This is a genomic window from Enterobacter sp. Taxon_2 (genome assembly GCF_058355295.1).
Genome location: NZ_CM178024.1, coordinates 4,439,922 through 4,461,930, shown reverse-complemented (window position 1 = coordinate 4,461,930; position 22,009 = coordinate 4,439,922). Strand labels below are relative to the sequence as shown.

The window sequence follows — 22,009 nt, the reverse complement described above, 5'->3', positions numbered from 1 at the left end:
GGTTAAATTATCTACTATGGGATGATAATGAGAATAGTTTTTATCAGCAATATTAAAACTGTGACGGAATGTTGTTTGCGATATTAATTTACGGCCTTTTTGACCTTGCTCAATATTTGCTGAAATGCCTGGAAAACGAAAAGGAGAGGATTTGTTAACGGGGTGATAATTGGTGGTTTAAATATGGATGTGCAATCGGTTTCATATATTACGGCACGATATTATTATTATTCCCTCTCCCCTGTGGGGAGAGGGTTAGGGTGAGGGTTTAGCGTTTCTTACCCATCGCTGCCGCCAGCGCATCCATCATCGCGCTGTTGCCTGCAGGCTGGGCATCACGTCCGCGCGGTTTTGCTGCTTTCGCGGCCGGACGCTGCTGCTCGCGGCCACCGCCGTTTCCGCCACGGCGCGCGTTGGTGTCACCCGGCTGTTCGTCCAGACGCATGGTCAGGGCGATACGCTTGCGCTGCAGGTCCACTTCCAGCACTTTGACCTTCACGATGTCGCCCGCTTTGACCACGGTGTGCGGGTCTTCAACGAACTTGTCGGCAAGGGAGGAGATATGGACCAGACCGTCCTGATGCACGCCGATATCCACAAACGCGCCAAAGTTGGTGACGTTGGTCACCGCGCCTTCCAGCACCATGCCGGGCAGCAGGTCGTTCATGGTTTCCACGCCGTCAGCAAAGGTCGCCGTTTTGAACTCAGGACGCGGATCGCGGCCCGGCTTTTCCAGCTCTTTGATAATGTCGGTAACGGTTGGGACACCAAATTTGTCATCGGTGAAATCAACGGCTTTCAGATTGCGCAGAGCGCTGCTGTCGCCCATGAGATCTTTCAGGGCCTGCTGGGTGGCGGCCAGAATACGCTCCACCACAGGGTACGCTTCCGGGTGAACGGTAGAGGCATCCAGCGGGTTATCGCCGTGGTTGATGCGGAGGAAGCCCGCGCACTGCTCAAAGGCTTTTGGCCCCAGACGGCTGACCTTCAGCAACTGCTGACGGTTCTGGAACTGGCCGTTCTCGTCACGCCAGGCGACGATGTTCTGCGCCATCATGCGGGTTAAGCCCGCCACGCGGGTCAGCAGCGGAACGGAGGCGGTGTTCAGGTCAACGCCGACGGCGTTAACGCAGTCTTCCACGACAGCATCCAGCTTGCGCGCCAGCTGCGTCTGGCTCACGTCGTGCTGATACTGGCCCACGCCGATGGATTTCGGGTCGATCTTCACCAGTTCCGCCAGCGGATCCTGCAGGCGGCGAGCGATAGAGACCGCACCGCGCAGGGAAACGTCCAGGTCCGGGAACTCCTGTGCCGCCAGCTCGGATGCGGAATAGACGGATGCCCCCGCTTCGCTGACGATCACTTTCTGCGCCGTCACTTTCGGGAACTGCTTCTGCACGTCGAGGTAGAAACGCTCGGTCTCACGTGAGGCCGTACCGTTGCCGATGGCAACCAGCTCGACGTTGTATTTTTCGCACAGCGCCGCCACTACCACGGCCGCTTTCGCTGCCTGGCCAGTGTGCGGATAAATGGTATCGGTAGCCACCAGCTTGCCGGTGCCGTCAACCACAGCGACTTTTACACCGGTGCGCAGACCCGGATCGAGACCCATGGTGGCGCGCAGGCCAGCAGGAGCGGCCATCAGCAGGTCGTGCAGGTTACGGGCGAAGACGTTAATCGCTTCATCTTCGGCGCGCTCGCGCACGGTGCCCATCAGCTCGGTTTCGAGGTGCATCAGCACCTTGATGCGCCAGGTCCAGCTCACCACGCCTTTGCGCCAGCTGTCCGCCGGGGCGTTGTTCAGGCGCAGGCCAAGATGGTCGATGATGATCTGCTCGCAGTGGCTCTCTTTCGGCGGCTCGTCAAACTGCGGGTCGGCGTTCAGGGAGAGCTGCAGCACGCCTTCGTTGCGGCCGCGGAACATCGCTAGCGCGCGGTGGGAAGGGGCGGTAGAGATCGGTTCGTGGTGATCGAAGTAGTCGCGGAATTTCGCGCCTTCTTCCTCTTTACCCGCGACGACGGTAGAGACGATGTGGGCGTTCTTCCACAGGTAATCACGCACTTTGGCGAGCAGGGCGGCGTCTTCGGCGAAGCGCTCCATCAGAATGTAGCGTGCGCCGTCGAGGGCGGCCCTGGTGTCCGCTACGCCTTTGTCAGCGTCGATAAATTTCGCCGCTTCGGTATCCGGATCGTGGGACGGCTCGTTCCACAGCAGGTCGGCCAGCGGCTCAAGACCCGCTTCAATCGCAATCTGCCCGCGCGTGCGGCGCTTCGGTTTATACGGCAGATAGAGGTCTTCGAGTTCGGTTTTGCTCAGGGTGCCGTTGATGGCGCTTTCCAGATCGCTGGTCAGCTTGCCCTGTTCGCCGATGGACTTGAGGATCGCCTGACGACGTTCTTCCAGTTCGCGCAGATAACCGAGACGAGTCTCCAGGTTACGCAGTTGCGTGTCATCCAGACCGCCGGTGACTTCCTTACGATAGCGTGCAATAAATGGCACGGTGTTCCCTTCATCAAGCAGGCGAACGGCAGCTTCTACCTGTTCGGCTCTGGCCTGAATATCACCCGCAATAATGCGGCAGAGCGAATCTTTCATCATGGCTTTATCATCTTGTGGGTCAAAAATCAGGGGATAGTTATACGGGCTGACACGGCAAAATGCCAGCCGGGGAGGGCGCTCTCGGACTATTTTACGTAGACGATCTCATTGACGTACCAGCTGGCTTCGCCGGCTGGGGTTTGCACGACGGCCAGATCGCCCACTTCCTTTTTCAACAGCGCGCGAGCCATCGGCGAGTCGATGGAGATGTAATCCTTACGACCAAAAATTTCATCGTAGCCGACAATGCGAAAGCGCAGGGTGTCGCCGTCGTCGTTTTCAATCTCCACCCACGCGCCGAAGAACACTTTGCCCTCCTGCTGCGGTGAGTAATCGACAATTTTGAGATTCTCGAGGCACTTCGTCAGATAGCGAACCCGGCGGTCAATTTCGCGCAGCCGCTTTTTGTTGTACTGGTAGTCAGCGTTTTCGCTGCGATCGCCCAGGCTCGCGGCCCAGGTCACTTTTTTGGTCACTTCAGGACGCTCTTCGCGCCAGAGGTAATCCATCTCTTTTTTGAGCTTCTCATACCCTTCGCGGGTGATCAGGGGCGTTTTCATGGTAAAGCCTTTGCTGCCGGTTTTCTGTCTTGCGCACAATACGTACCACACAGTGTAACAGACAGGATTAATAATGATTTATGTGATGAAATGAACAGATAAGCTGCTGTTAAATATGCTTTGTAACAATTTCGACTAGAATTTATACCAGAATTAACTGGTCGAATACGTGCACTTTTTTAGAATACGCTGTTACAAAGACTATCCGAACCTTTGGGAGTACACACAATGCAAGAGAACTACAAAATTCTGGTCGTGGATGACGACATGCGCCTGCGTGCGCTGCTGGAACGTTATCTGACCGAGCAGGGCTTCCAGGTTCGTAGCGTCGCGAACGCTGAGCAGATGGACCGTCTGCTGACCCGTGAATCTTTCCACCTGATGGTTCTCGACCTGATGCTGCCTGGCGAAGACGGGCTTTCTATCTGCCGCCGTCTGCGCAGCCAGAGCAACCCGATGCCGATCATCATGGTGACGGCGAAGGGAGAAGAAGTTGACCGTATCGTGGGCCTCGAAATCGGCGCCGACGACTATATTCCAAAACCGTTTAACCCGCGTGAACTGCTGGCGCGTATTCGCGCTGTCCTTCGCCGTCAGGCTAACGAACTGCCTGGCGCGCCGTCGCAGGAAGAAGCCGTCATCGCCTTCGGCAAGTTCAAGCTGAACCTCGGTACGCGCGAGATGTTCCGTGAAGACGAGCCAATGCCGCTCACCAGCGGCGAGTTTGCGGTCCTGAAAGCGCTGGTCAGCCACCCGCGTGAACCGCTTTCCCGTGACAAGCTGATGAACCTGGCGCGCGGTCGCGAATACTCCGCAATGGAACGCTCTATTGACGTTCAGATCTCCCGCCTGCGCCGCATGGTGGAAGAAGATCCGGCGCATCCTCGTTATATTCAGACCGTATGGGGTCTGGGCTACGTGTTCGTCCCGGACGGCTCTAAAGCATGAGGCGAATGCGCTTCTCGCCGCGTAGCTCGTTTGCCCGCACCCTGTTACTGATCGTCACCCTGCTGTTCGTCAGCCTGGTGACGACCTATCTGGTGGTGCTGAACTTTGCAATCCTGCCGAGCCTCCAGCAGTTTAATAAGGTCCTGGCCTACGAAGTCCGTATGCTGATGACCGATAAACTGCAGCTGGAGGACGGCACGCAGCTCGTCGTTCCCCCGGCGTTTCGCCGTGAAATCTACCGTGAACTGGGCATTTCGCTCTACTCGAATGAAGCGGCGGAAGACGCTGGCCTGCGCTGGGCGCAGCACTATGAATTCCTCAGCCAGCAGATGGCGCAGCAGCTGGGCGGCCCGACGGAAGTGCGCGTTGAGGTCAACAAGAGCTCGCCCGTCGTCTGGCTGAAAACCTGGCTGTCACCCAATATCTGGGTGCGCGTCCCGCTGACCGAAATCCATCAGGGCGACTTCTCGCCGCTGTTCCGCTACACCCTGGCGATTATGCTGCTGGCGATAGGCGGCGCGTGGCTATTTATCCGTATACAGAACCGACCGCTGGTCGACCTGGAGCACGCTGCGCTGCAGGTCGGTAAAGGGATTATTCCTCCTCCGCTACGCGAGTATGGCGCCTCGGAAGTCCGCTCGGTGACGCGCGCGTTTAACCATATGGCGGCAGGCGTGAAGCAGCTGGCGGATGACCGTACGCTGCTGATGGCAGGCGTCAGCCATGACCTACGCACGCCGCTAACGCGTATCCGTCTGGCGACGGAAATGATGGGAGAAGAAGACGGTTATCTTGCCGAGTCCATCAATAAGGACATCGAAGAGTGTAACGCCATCATCGAGCAGTTCATCGACTACCTGCGTACCGGTCAGGAGATGCCGATGGAGATGGCGGATCTGAACGCGGTGCTGGGCGAAGTGGTGGCGGCGGAAAGCGGCTACGAGCGCGAGATCGATACCGACCTCCAGGCGGGCGAGATCCAGGTACGTATGCACCCGCTCTCCATTAAACGCGCGGTGGCCAACATGGTGGTTAACGCGGCGCGCTATGGTAACGGCTGGATCAAAGTCAGCAGCGGGTCTGAGCTCAACCGCGCCTGGTTCCAGGTGGAAGACGACGGTCCGGGCATCAAGCCCGAGCAGCGTAAGCATCTGTTCCAGCCGTTTGTGCGCGGTGACAGCGCGCGCAGCACCAGCGGTACAGGCTTAGGCCTGGCGATTGTGCAACGTATTGTGGATAACCATAACGGGTTGCTGGAGATTGGCACCAGCGAGCGGGGTGGGTTGAGCATTCGCGCCTGGTTGCCGGTTCCGGTGACGCGGGGGCAGGTGAAAGAGAGTTGAAAAAAGGGTGGCACGAGCCACCCTTTTTGTAGGTCGGGTAAGGCGAAGCCGCCACCCGACATGGACTACAGTTTTGGACCCGCACTCACCAGCGCAGCACCCGCCGGGGTATCGGTATACTTCTCGAAGTTCTCGATAAACAGCTTCGCCAGCGATTCCGCTTTCTCACGCCACTGCTCCGGCGAACCGTACGTATTGCGCGGGTCGAGGATATGCGTATCCACACCCGGCAGCGACGTTGGGATCGCCAGGTCAAACATCGGCAGCGTGAAGGTTTCGGCGTCGTCCAGAGAACCATCCAGAATGGCGTCGATAATGGCGCGGGTATCTTTGATGGAGATACGTTTGCCGGTGCCGTTCCAGCCGGTGTTCACCAGGTATGCCTGCGCGCCGGATGCCTGCATGCGTTTCACCAGCACTTCAGCGTACTGCGTCGGGTGCAGTGACAGGAAGGCTGCGCCGAAGCAGGCGGAGAAGGTTGGGGTTGGCTCCGTCACGCCGCGCTCGGTACCCGCCAGCTTGGCGGTGAAACCGGAGAGGAAGTGGTACTGCGTCTGGCTGGCCGTCAGGCGAGACACCGGAGGCAGCACGCCGAACGCATCCGCCGTCAGGAAAATAACCTTCGTGGCATGACCCGCTTTTGACACCGGCTTCACGATATTGTCGATGTGGTAGATCGGGTAAGAGACGCGGGTGTTTTCCGTTTTCGACGCATCGTCGAAGTCGATGGAGCCGTCGGCACGCACAGTGACGTTTTCCAGCAGCGCATCGCGACGGATCGCGTGGAAGATATCCGGCTCGGCCTCTTCAGACAGGCGAATGGTCTTCGCGTAGCAGCCGCCTTCAAAGTTGAATACGCCGTCGTCATCCCAGCCGTGTTCGTCATCGCCAATCAGACGACGTTTTGGATCGGTGGACAGAGTCGTTTTCCCGGTGCCGGACAGGCCGAAGAAGACCGCCACGTCGCCTTTTTCACCGACGTTCGCCGAGCAGTGCATGGAGGCGATGCCCCGCAGCGGCAGCAGGTAGTTCATGACCGAGAACATCCCTTTCTTCATTTCGCCGCCGTACCAGGTACCGCCGATCAGCTGGATACGCTCGGTCAGGTTGAAGGCAACAAAGTTTTCGGAGTTCAGATCCTGCTCTTTCCACTGTGGGTTGGTGCATTTCGCGCCGTTCATCACGATGAAATCAGGGGTGAAGTCCTGCAGCTCTTCGTCGGTTGGACGAATAAACATGTTTTTCACGAAATGCGCCTGCCAGGCCACTTCGGTGATAAAACGTACGGAGAGACGGGTGTCGGCGTTAGCGCCGCAGAAAGCGTCGACAATAAACAAACGCTTGCCGGAAAGTTGATGGGTGACGAGCCCTTTCAGGTGCTGCCAGGTTTCCGGAGAGAGCGGTTTATTGTCGTTCTTCCCTTTGCCCTTGTCAGCCCACCACAGCGTATCGCGGGTGGTTTCGTCTCGGACGATATACTTATCTTTCGGCGAACGACCGGTAAAGATACCGGTATCGACGGCGATAGCACCAAGATTCGTCAACACACCACGCTCGTATCCTTCCAGTGCTGGATTGAGCTCTTCCTGATACAGCGTATCGTAGTCGGGGTTGTAGACGATTTCCTGGACGTCGTGAATACCATAAGCCTTGAGATCTTGCGGGGTTAAACCAGTAACACGCATATCACTGCTCCTTAGCCAATATGTACTGCCTGAAATTGTAGGGTTTTTCTGGGGTTGTTTACCGCGACGGGGCTCATAGATTCATGCATCTGGACAAAACCCTTACTAACGGAAAACGCTGCGACTCCAGTCACAGCGCAGGCGGATTATCGCAGGAATCGCTTTTTGGGTGGGGAAAATGTTCCTAAAAGGTTAAAGACTGGTGATTTTATCGGAAGGAATGTGAATGTAATCGCATACACGTAAGAAAATTACGTAAGAGTTACATAGGGAAAACGATTCAGCTTGGGGGGAGTTTTCCCCCTCACCCCAGCCCTCTCCCGAAAGGGGAGAGGGGTAGGGTGAGGGGAAAGAGGTTTAGTGAACCTGTGGATCTGCCGGGGAGGCGTTATTGCGGATCTCAGCGATATCCATTGAATTGAACACATAGTGCGTACCGCAGTAGTCACAGTGCATATCAATTTCACCGTCTTCCGCCATGATGCTGTCGATCTCTTCATCCGGGAGGGTTTTCAGTGCGCCAGCGCAGCGTTCGCGGGAGCAGGTACACTTAAATTCCACTGACTGCGGGTCGTAAACGGTCACTTCTTCTTCGTGGTACAGACGCCACAGCACGTCAGTCGCTGACAGGTTGAACAACTCTTCCGCTTTGATGGTTTCTGTCAGCGTCGCCAGGTGCTCAAAGTCATTGGTCTGTGCGTCCTGCGCAGGCAGAACCTGCAGCAGCATACCGCCCGCAGCAGGCTGACCGTCCACTTCACCGGTGCGGATGAACAGACGCGTCGGCAGCTGTTCAGAACGCATGAAGTAATCTTCCAGGCAGGCCGCCAGGGTATCGCCTTCCAGACCCACCACGCCCTGATAGCGCTCACCTTCCTCAGGGGAGATGGTGATCACCAGGTAGCCATTACCCACCAGCGTTTTGAGGTCTGCATTTTCAGGCACGTCGCCCTGAACGCGCGCGACGCCGCGCATCTGCTGCTGGTTATTGCCGTTAATGACCGCCAGCGTCATCGGGCCGTCACCCTGCAGCTGCACGGTGATATCACCGGCAAACTTCAGCGTCGCCGTCAGCAGGCTGGTGGCAACCAGCAGTTCGCCCAACAGGGTCTTCACCGGCAGCGGGTAGTTGTGGTTTTCCAGAATCTGTTTCCAGGTTTCAGATACGGTGACCAGCTCGCCGCGCACGGCGAATTGTTCAAACAGATAGCGGTGTAATTGGTCGTGTTGGGCCATTTTCATCTCTCGTGCGGGTGAGGTTATTCAGTCTCACCGTGTTTAAATTTCATCAGGTCGCGGCGCTCTTTTTTATCCGGTCGCCGGTCCGGGTGAGGCATCGTCAGCGCGTTCATTTTGCGCGCCAGCGCGGTCTTCTCGCGCTTTTCAATGCTCTCCGCCGTCTCTTCATAAAGCAGTACGGCTTCCGTTGCGGGTCGACGTTGTTCGGTAATGGCTTTAATCACTACCGTACGTTCATCGTTGCCCTGACGCAGCGTTAAGGTGGCATTCAGCTCAACCAGCTTGCTCGGTTTGCTGCGCTGGCCGTTGTAATGCACTTTTCCGCCGTCAACCATCTCGCGGGCAAGGGCGCGCGTTTTATAAAAACGCGCCGCCCACAGCCATTTATCCAGTCTTACCCCGTCAGAGGGTTTTTCTTTCATGGCGTCTCCTTCACGGTCAGTGAGGGGATCATCTGGCGATAGTCGTTCAGTCCAGGGTGGCGCAGATAGCTTTTTTCAGCCAGGCCAGAGTCAGGATTGGTAACGCCCAAACAGTAGCGGATGCCAAACTTTGCCGCGGAATCCAGAATGGGCTCGCTGTCATCAATGAACAGCGTACGTTCTGGCTGCAAACCCGTCTCTTCCTTCACCGCATGCCACAACCGCTGATCCTCTTTCGGATAACCAAATGTGTGGGTGGAAAGTAATAAATCAAGGTGCGACGCCAGACCCGTATGCTCCAGCTTCACCGCCAGATTATGTGGATGCGCGTTGGTCAGTAAAATACGGCGCTTGCCGCTTGCTTTCAGCGCATCCAGGAACGGAACCGTATCCTCGCGCAATACGGCGCGTGGACCCTGGGCGGTGGTCATGGCACAAATATCCAGACCGAGGCGTTCGCTCCAGTAGTCAAGACAGTACCAGTTTAGCGTATGTTGGACCGCGCTATATTGCGAACGAATGAATGCCTGCGCTTCTGTCGGGGAGATCCCCTGCTGCTCGCCATAGGTTTCAGGAACCAGCGTTTGCCAGAAATAGTTATCAAAGGCGAGATCGAGCAGCGTGCCGTCCATATCCAGCAGAACGGTATCAACCTCCTGCCAGGCGATATCAAGGTGCATAAGGGGGAACTCCAGCCAGAAGAAACGTGCGCGACAGGGTAGCACATCTTGTCGCGCAACGACGTTATCAGATCAGGCTCTCAGACGAGGGGATCAGCTTAGGATTGAGGCAGTTTTCATAATACTGCTGGATGTCGGCAAGCCGGGTGCGTGAGCGCTGGTAGCGGCGCAGGGCCATAAAACCGTTCCAGAAAATGGCAATCAGCATCGCGGTCATCAGCAAAGAGGTGCCAACGTAACGCCACAGCCCTGCGCTATCCGGCATCCGGTGCAGGCCGATATGGCGAGTGCCGTTGGCATCGGTGTACAGGCTTGTGACAATCCCTTCGGCGCTGAACGGCGTTTGCATCAGCATCTGTGCCAGACGCTGGAATTGGCTCCACTGCTCCTGCGCCGGGTAGTCATAAAGCGCAACCTGCGGGTAAGGCTGATCGACCAGGTCGCTGCCTTCATCGCTGACAATCACAAACCCGCCCGGTGCCGGGCTGTTCAGCGCCTGAGCCGCACGGGTGGTCTCGCGCATCATGAACGGCGAGGTGGAGGTGGCGACCAGGTTATCCAGCGATTCAGCGCTCACCGGACGCAGCAGCACGTTAACACCGTCCAGTCGTCCCGCTTCGGCGCGTTTCACCAGCGAGTCCCAGTCTTTACTGTTACCCAGGTTTACCAGGGCGTTTTTAAGACGTATGCACTCATCCTGAGAGGAGCATAAATCCTGCGTTTTCAGGACGATGTCACCAAAATCATCCAGCAGAACCATGCCTGATTTCTGAATGGCCGAGCGCAGCGCGGGGCTGACACGCGAGTCATCGTCCGTTTTCGGGTGCAGCTGGCGGTTCACCGTCTGGGTAAGGGCCGTGGCTTTATTCACCACTTCGGATTCCGGCAGCGGCAGCGGCGGCGCGTCGTTCCAGATAATTTGCGAGCAGTCGAACGGCATAAACGGCGAATTCTGGCGGGTGTTCCACGCCCCCGGGGTGTGAATATTACACATCCCGGTACCCTTCAGGCGCAGCGTGTCCCCCACGCGCACACCGGCTTCATCCAGCTTGTTGACGCTGGTCGCTTCGATGGTTTGCGCCCCTTTGATCCACGACAGGGTGAATTTGATGGGCATATCCAGCGGCACGAAAAGCAGCAGCATGACTAAGACCAGCGCCGCGCCTCCGGCAATGACCGTGCTGCGAAGCCAGTGCTGAAGCGGGAAATTTTTCACTTCATCATGCAGGGACAAGAAGCGCCCCTGACGCACGACGTGGCGGTCAAGATAGATATCAATATCCGTTTTCTGACCCAGGTCCTGCGCAATCCACGGTTGCCAGTGGCGCGGGTAGATCAGATCGATAATACCGAGCGAAATATTATTGAGATGTTCCTGATCGTTTTCACCGAACAGGCCCCAGCGCTTTGGCGTACCGCGCAGGCAGTGGATCTCGCGCAACGAGGTTTTGGCCGGCGGGGCAAAGAGACCCCAAAGCCCGGCCGCCAGCAGCAGCACCGCGCCTCCCGCCAGCCAGGGGACAAACACATCCGGCGTCAGTAGACAGACAAAAAAGAGCAGGAAGGCGGAGACGATCAGAAGCGCTTCACGAATGCCGTCCGGGCGGCTCAGGGCGTACTCTTCATGCGTCTCCTGGCGAATATTCAGCAGTTCGATCTGCTCAGTCTCTTCGCCACGAATGGAAGCCTGCGTTGAACTCGCACGTTCCAGCGCAAAACGCGGGGCTTCCTGAAGGTATTCATTCAGCGTGTGGCCGTTAAGCGAGATAACCAGGGGCAACGAATCGGTGTGAATCAGCTCAACGCTGTTTTCGTCATTAATGTATTGCTCCCAGGACGGAGGGAGATGCACTTCGACGGAATCCAGGTAATAGCGCCATTTGTTGGGGTCATCAGTGGTGATGCCATAGCGCGTGATGGAGCGCGTCACGCAGAGCACGGTATCACTTTGCGCATTGAGCTTTAGCGCGACGGGTGCGGCGGTAGCTCCCGTTGGCCCAGGCGTGAGCTGAGAACGGTTCAGGATTTCGAGATAGTTTTCAACTGCATCGCGCTCGTCTTGCGTGAGTTTACGCGTGGTCGCGCCCGCAAATGCATTTAAAAAGGGCAGACGATAACGGCGCTGTACGCGGCGCCTGTACATCCACCCTGCAACCAATGCGCCGGCCAGCATAGCAGCGAGAACAATCAAAATGGTGCTCATGCTTTCCCCATCTTACTTATCTTACAGGTGTAGTCAGTAGCACCTTTACATTGAATGAGTGTCTGTGGTTGGCTATCGGCAAGTATGGAGTCGAACTTGAGCATTCTGAAGCGCATCCCAGTGACCGGTGATGATAGCAAAGCCTGTTATGGCGCGATATCAGCAAATTCCTGGAAACATTTCAACCTCTTGACATTTGTTTTGAATTGAGGATTGATTCCTGCTACGTTGCACAAATGTAAATACAGAACAATTGACATTGCCGAAACCGTGCGGCGTATCGCACAATAACCCCAGTTCTCACTGCTAAGACCCATCACGATGAGCAAACCACTACAAAAACCCACCATTCTGAACGTTGAAACTGTCGCCAAATCGCGGCTGTTTAATGTTGAAAGTGTGGACCTGGAGTTCAGCAACGGTGTGCGTCGCGTTTATGAACGTATGCGCCCCTCGTCGCGCGAAGCGGTGATGATTATTCCCATTATCGACGATCATCTGATTTTGATCCGCGAATATGCTGTAGGAACGGAATCTTACGAGCTTGGGTTCTCGAAAGGGCTTATCGATCCGGGTGAAACCGTCTTTGAAGCGGCAAACCGCGAGCTGAAAGAAGAGGTCGGTTTCGGGGCGAATGAGCTTTCATTCCTGAAAAAACTGAGCATGGCGCCGTCTTATTTTTCCAGCAAAATGAATATTGTGGTCGCTGAAGATCTCTACCCTGAATCTCTCGAAGGGGATGAGCCGGAGCCGCTGCCGCAGGTTCGCTGGCCGCTGGCGCACCTGATGGATCTGCTGGAAGACCCTGACTTTAATGAGGCTCGCAACGTGAGCGCGCTGTTCCTGGTTCGGGAGTGGCTGAAGGGGCAGGGGCGGCTGTAGGCCATAAAAAAAGCCGGGTGACGGCTTCGCCTTACCCGGCCTACGATGCTTTGCCCGGTTTTTACCGGGCATTTTTATGTTTAGAACAGCTCGTGCGTTTCGCCGTTGTCAATGATCTCTGTACCCACCTCGTGCACCGCCTGTGTGGTTGGCTGGGTGCCCTCAATGAAATACTCTTCGCGACTGTTACCGCCGTTGGCGAGCTGACCCGTACTGCGGTCGATATTGACCGTCACCACACCTGGCGGTGGCGTCAGCGGCTGCTCCGGCACGCCTTCAAGAACGGACTTCATATAGGCGTCCCAGGCTGGTTGCGCGCTCTTCGCTCCGCCTTCGTAGCCGGAAATCTGATCTTTAATCGCGCCGGAGGCCGTGGTACGACCTAAGTCGCGGCGGTGATCGTCGAAGCCGATCCAGACCGATGTCACCACGCCCGGCCCGTAACCGGAGAACCACGCGTCTTTCGAGCTGTTGGTTGTCCCCGTTTTACCGCCGATATCATGGCGCTGCAAATCACGTCCTGCACGCCAGCCGGTACCCTGCCAGCCCGGTTCACCGAAGATGTTGGTGTTCAGCGCGCTTTTGATCAGGAACGACAGCGGCGTGTTGATCACATGCGGGGCATACTGCTGCGCACCGGTCTGCGCCACCAGCGCCTGGTTCGCCTGTTCCAGCTGCGGCTGCGGCACAACGCCGTTCTGCTGCTCCTGCGACACGGCCGGGTCTTCCATGTCCTTGTTTTCAAGCACGTCGGATTTCGGCGTATTGCCATAAATGACTGGAATATCGCAGTCAGGGCAGGCAATTTTCGGCTTCGCTTCAAACAGCACGCCGCCCTGGTCGTTCTCGATCTTGCTGATGAAGTACGGGTCAATCAGGAAGCCGCCGTTGGCCATCACCGAGTAACCGCGTGCGACCTGAAGCGGCGTAAAGGAGGCTGAGCCCAACGCCAGCGACTCGGTGCGAACGATATTCTGCGCCGGGAAGCCGAAGCGCTGCAGATACTCTGCGGCATAGTCGACGCCCATCGCGCGCATGGCGCGTACCATCACCACGTTTTTCGACTGTCCCAGGCCCTGACGAAGACGAATAGGACCGGCATACTCTGCAGGGGAGTTCTTCGGCTGCCAGTCGGAACCGGCACCGGCATCCCAGCGGGAAATTGGCACGTCGTTAAGGATGCTGGCGAGGGTCAAGCCCTTATCCATCGCTGCCGTGTAGAGGAACGGTTTGATATTGGAACCGACCTGACGCAGCGCCTGGGTGGCGCGGTTAAATTTGCTCTGGTTGAAATCAAACCCGCCGACCAGAGCCAGGACGGCGCCGTTCTGCGGGTTGATAGAAACCAGGGCCGAGTTGACGTCCGGCACCTGCGCCAGCCACCAGGATTCACCTACCTTGCGCACCCAGATTTGCTGCCCGGTTTGTACCGCGTCGGTCACTTTACGCGGCGTGGCGCCCTGCAGCGTATCCGAGCGGTACGGACGCGCCCAGCGGATACCGTCCATACGCAGGGAGACGGAGGTACCGTCCGCAAGCGTCGCAACGGCCTCCTGAGGATCGGCCTGCGTCACCACGGCAGGAAGGAGCGGACCGTAGGTTGGCAGCGCCTTCAGCGTACTGGTGATTTTTTTGCTGTCCCACGCGCTTTCGCCCACTTTCCACAGCACGTTTGACGGGCCGCGATAGCCGTGACGCATATCGTAGTCCATCACGTTGTTGCGTACCGCTTCCTGCGCCGCCTGCTGAACTTTGCGGGTGACGGTGGTGTACACGCGATAGCCATCTTCATAGGCCTTGTCGCCATAACGATTCACCATCTCCTGGCGAACCATCTCGGTCAGGTAAGGGGAGGCGAAGGCGATCTCAGGGGCGTGGTAGTTAGCGTCAATGACATCGTTACGCGCCTGCTCGTACTCGCTCTGGCTGATGTAGCCTTCGCTCAGCATACGTGACAGGACGACGTTCCGACGCGCGGTGGCGCGATCGAGCGAGTAGAGCGGGTTAAACGTGGACGGCGCTTTTGGCAGACCGGCAATGGTTGCCATTTCGCTTAAGGTGAGTTGCTCAACAGGCTTACCGAAGTACACCTGTGCGGCAGCCCCCACGCCATAAGCGCGGTAGCCCAGGTAGATTTTGTTGAGGTACAGCTCAAGGATTTCGTCTTTGCTCAGCAGCTGTTCAATACGGATCGCAAGGAACACCTCTTTGATCTTACGTATCAGCGTCTTTTCAGGGCTGAGGAAGAAGTTACGCGCCAGCTGCTGCGTAATGGTACTCGCTCCCTGAGAGGCGTGACCAGAGAACAGCGCAATGCTCGCGGCACGGAAAATCCCCACAGGATCGACACCGTGGTGCTCGTAAAAACGGCTGTCCTCCGTGGCGATAAAGGCTTTCACCATCACGGGGGGAATTTGGTTTAAGGTCAGCGGAATACGACGCTTCTCGCCATACTGCGCCATGAGCTCGCCATCGGCGCTATAGACTTGCATCGGGATCTGGAGTCGCACATCGCGAAGCGTGGCGACATCAGGTAGCTGTGGCTCAATATATTTGTACAAACCGTAAATCGAGCCTGCTCCCAGCAGAATGCAACAGACTGCAAGGATGAATAAATACTTTACGAACTTCACCGGAGATTTCCCATTTGGTTTCACTTGGGCAGTTTCTAAACAATCGCGCGGTAGTATAAAGGCAAGCCTGATTCATTGATATAGCCGTCAGGGTGACGGGCGATAAGGAGATCGTGAAGCATGGCTTTCAAAACATGGCAAACGGGCATTCATATTCAACAGGATAGGGTGCTGATCGTCGCACTGGCCCGGGAGAAGTCCGGCTGGTGTTTGCGGCGCTGGTGGGCAATCCCGCTGGCCGAAGGCATTATTTGTGACGGCAAAATTTATCAGCCAGAACAGCTGGTTGATGCGTTACGCGACTGGCGAAAAACGCTGCCGCACTACCACCGGGCGTTCCTCTCTTTCCCGGCTGCACGCACCCTGCAGCGGTCGCTTGCCCGTCCGACCGTTGCGCTGCGCGACAGCGAGCAGCTCTCATGGCTTGGCGCCGCGCTCGCCCGCGAACTGGAGATGTCTGCCGATACGCTCTGTTTCGATTACGTGCAGGATACGTTCAGCAATACCTTTCAGGTGACAGCCGCACAAAACAACGAGGTTGACACCCTTCTGGCGCTGGCGAAGGCGCTGCGTTTGCGGCTGATGACCATTACGCCGGATGCCAGCGCTCTGGCGAATCTTCTTCCTGCTGTGGCACCAGCGACGTGCATCGCCTGGCGGGACGATCGGCAGTGGCTCTGGGCGATGCGCCACCAGTGGGGACGCCGCCTTACCACAGAAGCAGACAATGTGGCTGAGCTGGCGGCGCTGCTGGCGCTTGGTTCGGATGACATCGCGCTGTTTGATAGCCGACGTGACCCGTGGGAAATCCTAGAACGCTGCCATGCCCCGCTGCCGGACTGCGGCGCTGATTATACCGTTGCGCTGGCGCTGGCCATGAGCGAGGTGCCCGGATGAGCATCATGAACTTTCTGCCCTGGCGTCAGCAGCGACGCGCGCGATGCCTGCGTTTCTGGGGCGCAATGTGTGTCGGTACCGTACTGTTAATCTTCATGGCCATTTTCTGTCTGCGGATGAACCCTCTTATGAGGCTGCACGCGCTGCAAACGGATCTGACGGGCCTGCAGGCCGTGCAGCATGTGCTTCTCTCCCGGCAGAGACTCGCCTCACAGGCGCAGCTGCCAGCGCAGGAACTTCAACGACGTGCATGGCAACCGGTGCTGGAAGACCTTTCCCGCACCATTCCGGCACAGGTCTGGCTGACAGAGCTGCGCTATCAGCCTCCTGCTCTGATGCTGAGCGGGTATGCCATAACCCTGCCGGCCCTGTCTGCTCTGCGCGATGCGCTTGGCCAAATAGCGGGTTTTACGCCCGGGACGGCGGGTGAGCTTCGGCGGGACAGCCAGGGGCGCTGGATGTTCACGCTTCAGCTTAAAAGCGAGGGGTAACGCGTGGATACCCTGTTAGAACGCTGGTGCGAAAGCCGTCCCTGGTATCGGGTGCTCTTCTGGTGTCTGGGGAGTCTCCTGGCAGGACTGGCCGCGTGGGGCACCTTGCTCAGACCGGTAGACAGGCAGTGTGCTGAACGACAGCGCCAGCTGATTCAGGACACGAGAGCTAACGCAGCGTTATGGCCTGCGGTCAGAAAGGTGCCGTTTCGTCCGGAAACGCCGGAATCACGGGAATTGATATCTTTTTCCCCGCTCGATTTTCAGGGTGATAACACGACGCTGATTCACTGGAAGCCGCTGCAGAACGGAGGGGAGCTGATGCTGGAGGTTGAGTGGCAGGCGCTTCCGGCGCTTTTTTCCCGGCTGGCGCAGCGGGATGTGCAGATCGCCGCTTTTGCGATTTCGCCACAAGGTACGGCGTTGCGCCTGTGGCTGGAGCTGGCACATGCGAAATAGCGCGCGATATTTGCTGGTTTGCTCAGCGCTGCTATTGACCGGCATGCGCGATCCATTTCACCCGCCGGACGATCCCTGCGCCATTGGCGAGCTGGCGCAGTGGCACTATCGCGGCATGGTGGGAGGGCAGCAGGCTATCGGCATTTTACAGGATGGGCAAAAGCGCTGGTACCGGCTGAAAACGCATGAGCGCTTCCCGGCAGGCTGGACGATAACAGCCATCAATGCAACGGAACTGGTTGTTGATGTGGGTGACACATGTGAACCAGAAAAATGGACGTGGCAACGAGAAGGAACGGATAAGAATGAATTTACGGATAATGCTGTGGCTGCTGGCGTTCAGCCATCCGCTGTGGGCCGCCGCGCCAAAACCGGTCACGCTGGTGGTGGATGACGTTCCTGTTGTCCAGGTGTTACAGGCCCTGGTCGCACAGGAGAACCGTAATCTGGTGGTCTCGCCTGATGTTAACGGCACAATTTCGCTCAACCTGACGCGCGTCCCCTGGCGGCAGGCGTTACGGACGGTTGTCACCAGCGCTGGCCTCGTTTTACGAGAGGAGGGCGGCATTTTTTACGTGCATACCGCCGCCTGGCAGCGTGAACAGCAGGAACGTTCAGAACAGGAGCGGGCGCGTCGACAGCTTGATGCGCCGCTGGTGTCTCACACTATCCCTTTTTCCTATGCCGATGCCGGAGAGCTGCAAAAAGCCGCGGAAAAACTCCTGAGCCCGAAGGGGAGTTTATCTGTCGACAAACGCACCAACCGCCTGCTGATCCGGGATAACCAGACGGTGGTGGAGACGCTGCAGCGCTGGGCCGCTCAGATGGATATTCCCGTCGAACAGGTCGAGCTGGCGGCGCACATTGTGACCATTAATGAAAAAAGCCTGCGTGAGCTGGGAGTGAAGTGGAATCTCGCCGACGCCACCGACGCGGGCAAGGTTGGCCAGCTCACCACGCTTGGCAGCGATCTTTCCGTCGCCAGCGCCACCAGCCACGTGGGTTTTAACATCGGACGGATCAATGGTCGGCTGCTGGATCTGGAGCTCTCTGCGCTGGAGCAAAAACAGCAGGTCGATATCATCGCCAGCCCGCGGCTGCTGGCCTCGCATATGCAGCCGGCCAGTATCAAGCAGGGGAGTGAGATCCCGTATCAGGTCTCAAGCGGTGAAAGCGGCGCAACCTCCGTTGAGTTTAAGGAAGCGGTATTAGGGATGGAGGTCACGCCGGTGGTGCTACCGGGAGGGCGCGTGCGCCTGAAATTGCACATTAGCGAAAATATGCCGGGACAGGTTCTGCAGCAGGCGGACGGCGAAACGCTGGCGATCGACAAACAGGAGATAGAAACCCAGGTGGAGGTAAAAAGTGGAGAAACGCTTGCGTTGGGCGGAATTTTTTCGCAGAAGAACAAAACCGGCAGTGACAGCGTGCCGGGGCTGGGAAAAATCCCCTGGCTTGGTCAGCTTTTTCGCCATGACGGGAAAGACAACGAACGGCGTGAGTTAGTGGTGTTTATTACACCACGTCTGGTCGGTATTCGCTGACGGGTAACGATCCCCGCAATGAATTTGCATTCAGTTTGTTGCAGATGTTTGACGTGGGGCATGAATTAGCATACAAGGAGTACCGATTTGAGTTGGACTTACGTCTTATTACCTTATGCGCCCGGCGCGGTGATTTAATCAGTTGCCAAACAAGCCGGAGTATTGAGATAATTTTTAGTCTGACTCTCGCTCTATTGCATATGAGGTTTCAGTTCATGTCCTGCTACGCCGGGTGTCTGCGCAGCGGGGATTACCATTAACGAATAGTCTTAGTAGTACCGATAAAATGGCAGAGAAACGCAATATCTTTCTGGTTGGGCCTATGGGTGCCGGCAAAAGCACTATTGGGCGTCAGTTAGCTCAACAACTCAATATGGAATTTTACGATTCTGATCAAGAGATTGAGAAACGAACCGGAGCTGATGTGGGCTGGGTTTTCGACGTAGAAGGCGAAGAAGGTTTCCGTGACCGAGAAGAAAAAGTGATCAACGAACTCACGGAAAAACAGGGCATCGTTCTGGCAACAGGCGGCGGCTCTGTGAAATCTCGCGAAACCCGCAACCGTCTCTCCGCCCGTGGCGTAGTGGTCTATCTTGAGACGACTATCGAGAAACAGCTGGCACGTACGCAGCGCGATAAAAAGCGCCCGCTGCTGCAGGTTGAAACGCCACCACGCGAAGTTCTGGAAGCGTTGGCCGATGAACGCAATCCGCTGTATGAAGAGATTGCCGATGTGACCATTCGTACTGACGACCAGAGCGCTAAAGTGGTTGCAAACCAGATTATTCATATGCTGGAAAGCAACTGATTCTGGCTTTATATACACTCGCCTGCGGGTAAAAGCATTAAAGGTGGATGTCGCGTCATGGAGAGGATTACAGTTACTCTCGGGGAACGTAGTTACCCTATCACCATCGCGGCTGGTTTGTTTAACGACCCAGCTTCCTTTTTACCACTGAAAGCGGGTGATCAGGCGATGCTGGTCACCAATGAGACGCTGGCTCCGCTTTATCTCGACCGCGTACGCCACCTGCTTGAGCAGGCGGGCGTAAAAGTCGACAGTGTGATTCTCCCCGATGGCGAGCAGTATAAAAGCCTGACGGTACTGGATACCGTCTTTACCGCATTGCTGCAAAAACCACACGGTCGCGATACAACACTGCTTGCCCTGGGCGGCGGTGTTGTTGGCGATCTGACCGGTTTTGCGGCCGCAAGCTATCAACGTGGCGTCCGTTTTATTCAAATCCCGACCACGTTGCTGTCCCAGGTCGACTCCTCTGTCGGTGGCAAAACGGCAGTCAACCATCCGCTCGGTAAAAACATGATTGGCGCCTTCTACCAGCCCGCATCGGTGGTGGTGGATCTCGACTGTCTGAAAACGCTGCCGAAGCGTGAGCTGGCTTCTGGTCTGGCGGAAGTGATCAAATACGGCATTATTCTGGATGGCGAGTTCTTTAGCTGGCTTGAAGAGAATATGGATGCGCTGCTGGGCCTGGATGAGGCTAAACTGGCATACTGCATTCGTCGTTGCTGTGAGCTGAAAGCAGAAGTTGTTGCCGCAGACGAGCGTGAAACGGGCTTACGTGCTTTACTGAATCTTGGGCATACGTTTGGTCACGCGATTGAAGCCGAAATGGGCTACGGTAACTGGCTGCACGGTGAAGCCGTCGCGGCCGGCATGGTGATGGCGGCTCGCACCTCCGAACGTCTCGGGCAGTTCAAGCCGGAAGAGACGGCACGCATCATTGCGCTGCTTGAGCGTGCAGGTTTGCCGGTGACCGGGCCGCAGGAGATGTCGGCGCAAGCGTATTTACCCCACATGATGCGCGATAAAAAAGTATTGGCAGGCGAGATGCGTCTTGTACTCCCGCTTGCAATAGGGAAGAGTGAAGTGCGCGGCGGAGTGCCGCACGATGTCGTTCTTGGCGCTATCGCTGACTGTCAGCAGGCGTAACAACTAGAAAGGTCAGGCCACTGTCGCAGGTGGTCGTTTAGCTTCAGGTGAAATGCAAAGTCGTTGGCATAAGCCTTTGAGTGGGGTGTTAAATGGATGAATTCAAACCAGAAGACGAGCTGAAACCCGATCCCAGCGATCGTCGTACTGGTCGTTCTCGTCAATCTTCAGAACGTGATAACGAGCCGCAGATCAACTTTGACGATGTTGATCTGGATGCAGACGATCGTCGCCCTTCGCGTAGCCGCAACGCGCACGAGGAGCGAGAAGAAGAGGATTATGAGTCCGAAGAAGATTCAATGGACGAACAGCCTGTAGAGCGTCGCCCGCGTAAACGTAAAAAAGCCGCTGCGCCAAAACCGGCTTCCCGCCAGTACATCATGATGGGCCTTGGCGTTCTGGTGCTTGTGCTGCTGATTGTCGGCATTGGCTCCGCGCTTAAAGCACCGTCAACGAACTCAACCGAGCAAACTGCTTCCGCTGAGAAGAGCATCAACCTGTCCGGTAACGATGCGTCCAATCAGGCGAATGGTGCGCAGCCTGCTCCGGGTACCACTTCCGCAGAGCAGACCGCAGGGAACACCACAGCGCCGCAGGATGTTTCTCTTCCGCCTGTTTCTTCAACCCCTGCTCAGGGTCAGTCACCTGCTACGCCTGAAGGCCAGCAGCGCGTAGAAGTTCAGGGAGACCTGAACAATGCGCTGACGCAGCCGCAGAACCAGCAGCAGGTTGATAACGTTGTGGTTAACTCTACGCTGCCAACTGAACCTGCAACCGTTGCCCCGGTTCGCGGTGGTAACGCTCAGCCGCAAGCGGCCGCGACGGAAACCAAGCCGCGCCAGGCACAGACTGCGACACGTCCTGAACGCAAGCAGGCGGTGATTGAGCCTAAGCGTGAAACCAAACCTCAGGCAGTTGTTAAAGCGCCTGAAGTAAAAGCTGTTCCGGCCCAGCCGAAACATACCGAAACGGCCGCGGTGAGCGAGCCGGCTAAAGCGCCCGTCACGCAGACTGCGCCGAAAGCCACGGCGACCACCACGGCACCGGCTGCCACAGCAGCGCCTGCAACAACGGCTCCAGCAGCCACGGCAACAGCCTCCAGCAGCGCAGCAGGTAAAACTGCAGGTAACGTTGGCTCGCTGAAGTCTGCGCCATCCAGCAACTACACGCTACAGCTGAGCAGTTCGTCTAACTATGACAACCTCAACAGCTGGGCGAAGAAATCAAATCTGAAAAACTACGTTGTTTATCAGACGACCCGTAACGGTCAGCCGTGGTATGTGCTGGTGAGCGGTGTTTATTCGTCCAAAGATGAAGCAAAACGTGCCGTAGCGGCGCTGCCAGCTGATGTTCAGGCGAAAAACCCATGGGCGAAGCCGATTCATCAGGTTCAGGCCGATCTGAAGTAATGTTTAAAGCGCAGGATGCTGTCGGAGCTTTCTCCACAGCTGGAGAAGGTGTAATCAGTTA

At 56.8% G+C, this 22,009-nt stretch carries 19 protein-coding genes; 11 read left to right on the top strand and 8 right to left on the bottom strand.

What is annotated here, in order from left to right; all coding sequences use genetic code 11:
• Positions 1-268 precede the first annotated feature (268 nt).
• The gene (locus tag AC4IC4_RS21305) at positions 269-2,599 is read right to left on the bottom strand and encodes a Tex family protein (protein WP_032648325.1); all 2,331 of its coding nucleotides are present in this window, start codon (positions 2,597-2,599) and stop codon (positions 269-271) included.
• 86 nt (positions 2,600-2,685) lie between these two features.
• Positions 2,686-3,159, bottom strand: a complete 474-nt coding sequence (gene greB / locus AC4IC4_RS21300) for a transcription elongation factor GreB (RefSeq protein ID WP_014885539.1) — start codon at positions 3,157-3,159, stop codon at positions 2,686-2,688.
• A gap of 228 nt (positions 3,160-3,387) precedes the next feature.
• On the opposite strand from greB, the gene ompR reads away from it, so the two are divergent.
• Together ompR and envZ are read left to right on the top strand one after the other, a co-directional pair.
• Entirely contained in the window at positions 3,388-4,107 is a 720-nt protein-coding gene (gene ompR / locus AC4IC4_RS21295; RefSeq protein ID WP_001157751.1) for an osmolarity response regulator transcription factor OmpR, read from the top strand.
• Positions 4,104-5,450, top strand: coding sequence for a two-component system sensor histidine kinase EnvZ (gene envZ / locus AC4IC4_RS21290; RefSeq protein ID WP_008503047.1), 1,347 nt, complete (start codon positions 4,104-4,106; stop codon positions 5,448-5,450). The genes ompR and envZ overlap by 4 nt, the downstream gene beginning before the upstream one ends.
• A gap of 65 nt (positions 5,451-5,515) precedes the next feature.
• On the opposite strand, the gene pckA is transcribed toward envZ, so the two are convergent.
• The 5 genes from pckA to AC4IC4_RS21265 form a co-directional block, all read right to left on the bottom strand.
• Positions 5,516-7,135, bottom strand: a complete 1,620-nt coding sequence (gene pckA, locus AC4IC4_RS21285; protein ID WP_491471838.1) for a phosphoenolpyruvate carboxykinase (ATP) — start codon at positions 7,133-7,135, stop codon at positions 5,516-5,518.
• Positions 7,136-7,492: 357 nt separating this feature from the next.
• Positions 7,493-8,377, bottom strand: a complete 885-nt coding sequence (gene hslO / locus AC4IC4_RS21280; RefSeq protein WP_161495995.1) for an Hsp33 family molecular chaperone HslO — start codon at positions 8,375-8,377, stop codon at positions 7,493-7,495.
• Between the two features lie 17 nt (positions 8,378-8,394).
• Positions 8,395-8,796 carry a ribosome-associated heat shock protein Hsp15 gene (gene hslR / locus AC4IC4_RS21275; RefSeq protein WP_023333710.1) on the bottom strand — a complete coding sequence of 134 codons (402 nt, stop codon included), beginning with the start codon at positions 8,794-8,796 and terminating at the stop codon, positions 8,395-8,397.
• Positions 8,793-9,476, bottom strand: a complete 684-nt coding sequence (yrfG, locus tag AC4IC4_RS21270) for a GMP/IMP nucleotidase (protein ID WP_032648326.1) — start codon at positions 9,474-9,476, stop codon at positions 8,793-8,795. Before yrfG ends, hslR begins: the two co-directional genes overlap by 4 nt.
• A gap of 67 nt (positions 9,477-9,543) precedes the next feature.
• Positions 9,544-11,679 (bottom strand): intracellular growth attenuator family protein, encoded by a 2,136-nt coding sequence (locus AC4IC4_RS21265; RefSeq protein ID WP_024907914.1) that lies wholly within the window; start codon positions 11,677-11,679, stop codon positions 9,544-9,546.
• A 321-nt stretch (positions 11,680-12,000) separates the two neighbouring features.
• Here AC4IC4_RS21265 and nudE point away from each other — a divergent pair, with 321 nt between their 5' ends.
• A complete protein-coding gene (nudE, locus tag AC4IC4_RS21260) occupies positions 12,001-12,561 on the top strand; it encodes an ADP compounds hydrolase NudE (protein ID WP_023333707.1) in 561 nt (186 codons plus the stop codon).
• A gap of 80 nt (positions 12,562-12,641) precedes the next feature.
• Here the strand turns inward: nudE and mrcA are convergent, their stop codons facing one another.
• The gene (gene mrcA, locus AC4IC4_RS21255) at positions 12,642-15,194 is read right to left on the bottom strand and encodes a peptidoglycan glycosyltransferase/peptidoglycan DD-transpeptidase MrcA (protein ID WP_491471837.1); all 2,553 of its coding nucleotides are present in this window, start codon (positions 15,192-15,194) and stop codon (positions 12,642-12,644) included.
• A gap of 120 nt (positions 15,195-15,314) precedes the next feature.
• On the opposite strand from mrcA, the gene AC4IC4_RS21250 reads away from it, so the two are divergent.
• The 8 genes from AC4IC4_RS21250 (at position 15,315) to damX (ending at position 21,948) form a co-directional block, all read left to right on the top strand.
• A complete protein-coding gene (locus tag AC4IC4_RS21250) occupies positions 15,315-16,091 on the top strand; it encodes a DNA utilization protein HofM (RefSeq protein ID WP_491471836.1) in 777 nt (258 codons plus the stop codon).
• Entirely contained in the window at positions 16,088-16,582 is a 495-nt protein-coding gene (locus AC4IC4_RS21245) for a PilN domain-containing protein (RefSeq protein ID WP_491471835.1), read from the top strand. Before AC4IC4_RS21250 ends, AC4IC4_RS21245 begins: the two co-directional genes overlap by 4 nt.
• A gap of 3 nt (positions 16,583-16,585) precedes the next feature.
• Positions 16,586-17,041 carry a HofO family protein gene (locus AC4IC4_RS21240; protein ID WP_032648333.1) on the top strand — a complete coding sequence of 152 codons (456 nt, stop codon included), beginning with the start codon at positions 16,586-16,588 and terminating at the stop codon, positions 17,039-17,041.
• Complete coding sequence (locus AC4IC4_RS21235) at positions 17,031-17,435, top strand: HofP DNA utilization family protein (RefSeq protein WP_032645261.1); 405 nt, start codon at positions 17,031-17,033, stop codon at positions 17,433-17,435. Before AC4IC4_RS21240 ends, AC4IC4_RS21235 begins: the two co-directional genes overlap by 11 nt.
• On the top strand, positions 17,347-18,585 hold the full coding sequence (hofQ, locus tag AC4IC4_RS21230; RefSeq protein ID WP_473701814.1) for a DNA uptake porin HofQ: 1,239 nt from the start codon (positions 17,347-17,349) through the stop codon (positions 18,583-18,585). Before AC4IC4_RS21235 ends, hofQ begins: the two co-directional genes overlap by 89 nt.
• Before the next feature lie 286 nt (positions 18,586-18,871).
• Complete coding sequence (aroK, locus tag AC4IC4_RS21225) at positions 18,872-19,393, top strand: shikimate kinase AroK (RefSeq protein ID WP_003861630.1); 522 nt, start codon at positions 18,872-18,874, stop codon at positions 19,391-19,393.
• Positions 19,394-19,450: 57 nt separating this feature from the next.
• Positions 19,451-20,539: a 3-dehydroquinate synthase gene (aroB, locus tag AC4IC4_RS21220; protein WP_024907920.1), complete on the top strand. Its 1,089-nt coding sequence runs from the start codon at positions 19,451-19,453 to the stop codon at positions 20,537-20,539.
• 92 nt (positions 20,540-20,631) lie between these two features.
• A complete protein-coding gene (damX, locus tag AC4IC4_RS21215; RefSeq protein ID WP_491471834.1) occupies positions 20,632-21,948 on the top strand; it encodes a cell division protein DamX in 1,317 nt (438 codons plus the stop codon).
• Positions 21,949-22,009: the final 61 nt, after the last annotated feature.

Bases quoted from the DNA above. Each gene is read 5' to 3' on its own strand.
- AC4IC4_RS21245 (WP_491471835.1), top strand. From the start codon at position 16,088: ATGAGCATCATGAACTTTCTGCCCTGGCGTCAGCAGCGACGCGCGCGA.
- envZ (WP_008503047.1), top strand. From the start codon at position 4,104: ATGAGGCGAATGCGCTTCTCGCCGCGTAGCTCGTTTGCCCGCACCCTG.
- nudE (WP_023333707.1), top strand. From the start codon at position 12,001: ATGAGCAAACCACTACAAAAACCCACCATTCTGAACGTTGAAACTGTC.
- aroK (WP_003861630.1), top strand. From the start codon at position 18,872: ATGGCAGAGAAACGCAATATCTTTCTGGTTGGGCCTATGGGTGCCGGC.
- damX (WP_491471834.1), top strand. From the start codon at position 20,632: ATGGATGAATTCAAACCAGAAGACGAGCTGAAACCCGATCCCAGCGAT.
- pckA (WP_491471838.1), bottom strand. From the start codon at position 7,135: ATGCGTGTTACTGGTTTAACCCCGCAAGATCTCAAGGCTTATGGTATT.
- aroB (WP_024907920.1), top strand. From the start codon at position 19,451: ATGGAGAGGATTACAGTTACTCTCGGGGAACGTAGTTACCCTATCACC.
- hslR (WP_023333710.1), bottom strand. From the start codon at position 8,796: ATGAAAGAAAAACCCTCTGACGGGGTAAGACTGGATAAATGGCTGTGG.
- AC4IC4_RS21265 (WP_024907914.1), bottom strand. From the start codon at position 11,679: ATGAGCACCATTTTGATTGTTCTCGCTGCTATGCTGGCCGGCGCATTG.
- greB (WP_014885539.1), bottom strand. From the start codon at position 3,159: ATGAAAACGCCCCTGATCACCCGCGAAGGGTATGAGAAGCTCAAAAAA.
- hofQ (WP_473701814.1), top strand. From the start codon at position 17,347: ATGAATTTACGGATAATGCTGTGGCTGCTGGCGTTCAGCCATCCGCTG.
- yrfG (WP_032648326.1), bottom strand. From the start codon at position 9,476: ATGCACCTTGATATCGCCTGGCAGGAGGTTGATACCGTTCTGCTGGAT.
- AC4IC4_RS21250 (WP_491471836.1), top strand. From the start codon at position 15,315: ATGGCTTTCAAAACATGGCAAACGGGCATTCATATTCAACAGGATAGG.
- AC4IC4_RS21305 (WP_032648325.1), bottom strand. From the start codon at position 2,599: ATGATGAAAGATTCGCTCTGCCGCATTATTGCGGGTGATATTCAGGCC.
- ompR (WP_001157751.1), top strand. From the start codon at position 3,388: ATGCAAGAGAACTACAAAATTCTGGTCGTGGATGACGACATGCGCCTG.
- hslO (WP_161495995.1), bottom strand. From the start codon at position 8,377: ATGAAAATGGCCCAACACGACCAATTACACCGCTATCTGTTTGAACAA.
- AC4IC4_RS21235 (WP_032645261.1), top strand. From the start codon at position 17,031: ATGCGAAATAGCGCGCGATATTTGCTGGTTTGCTCAGCGCTGCTATTG.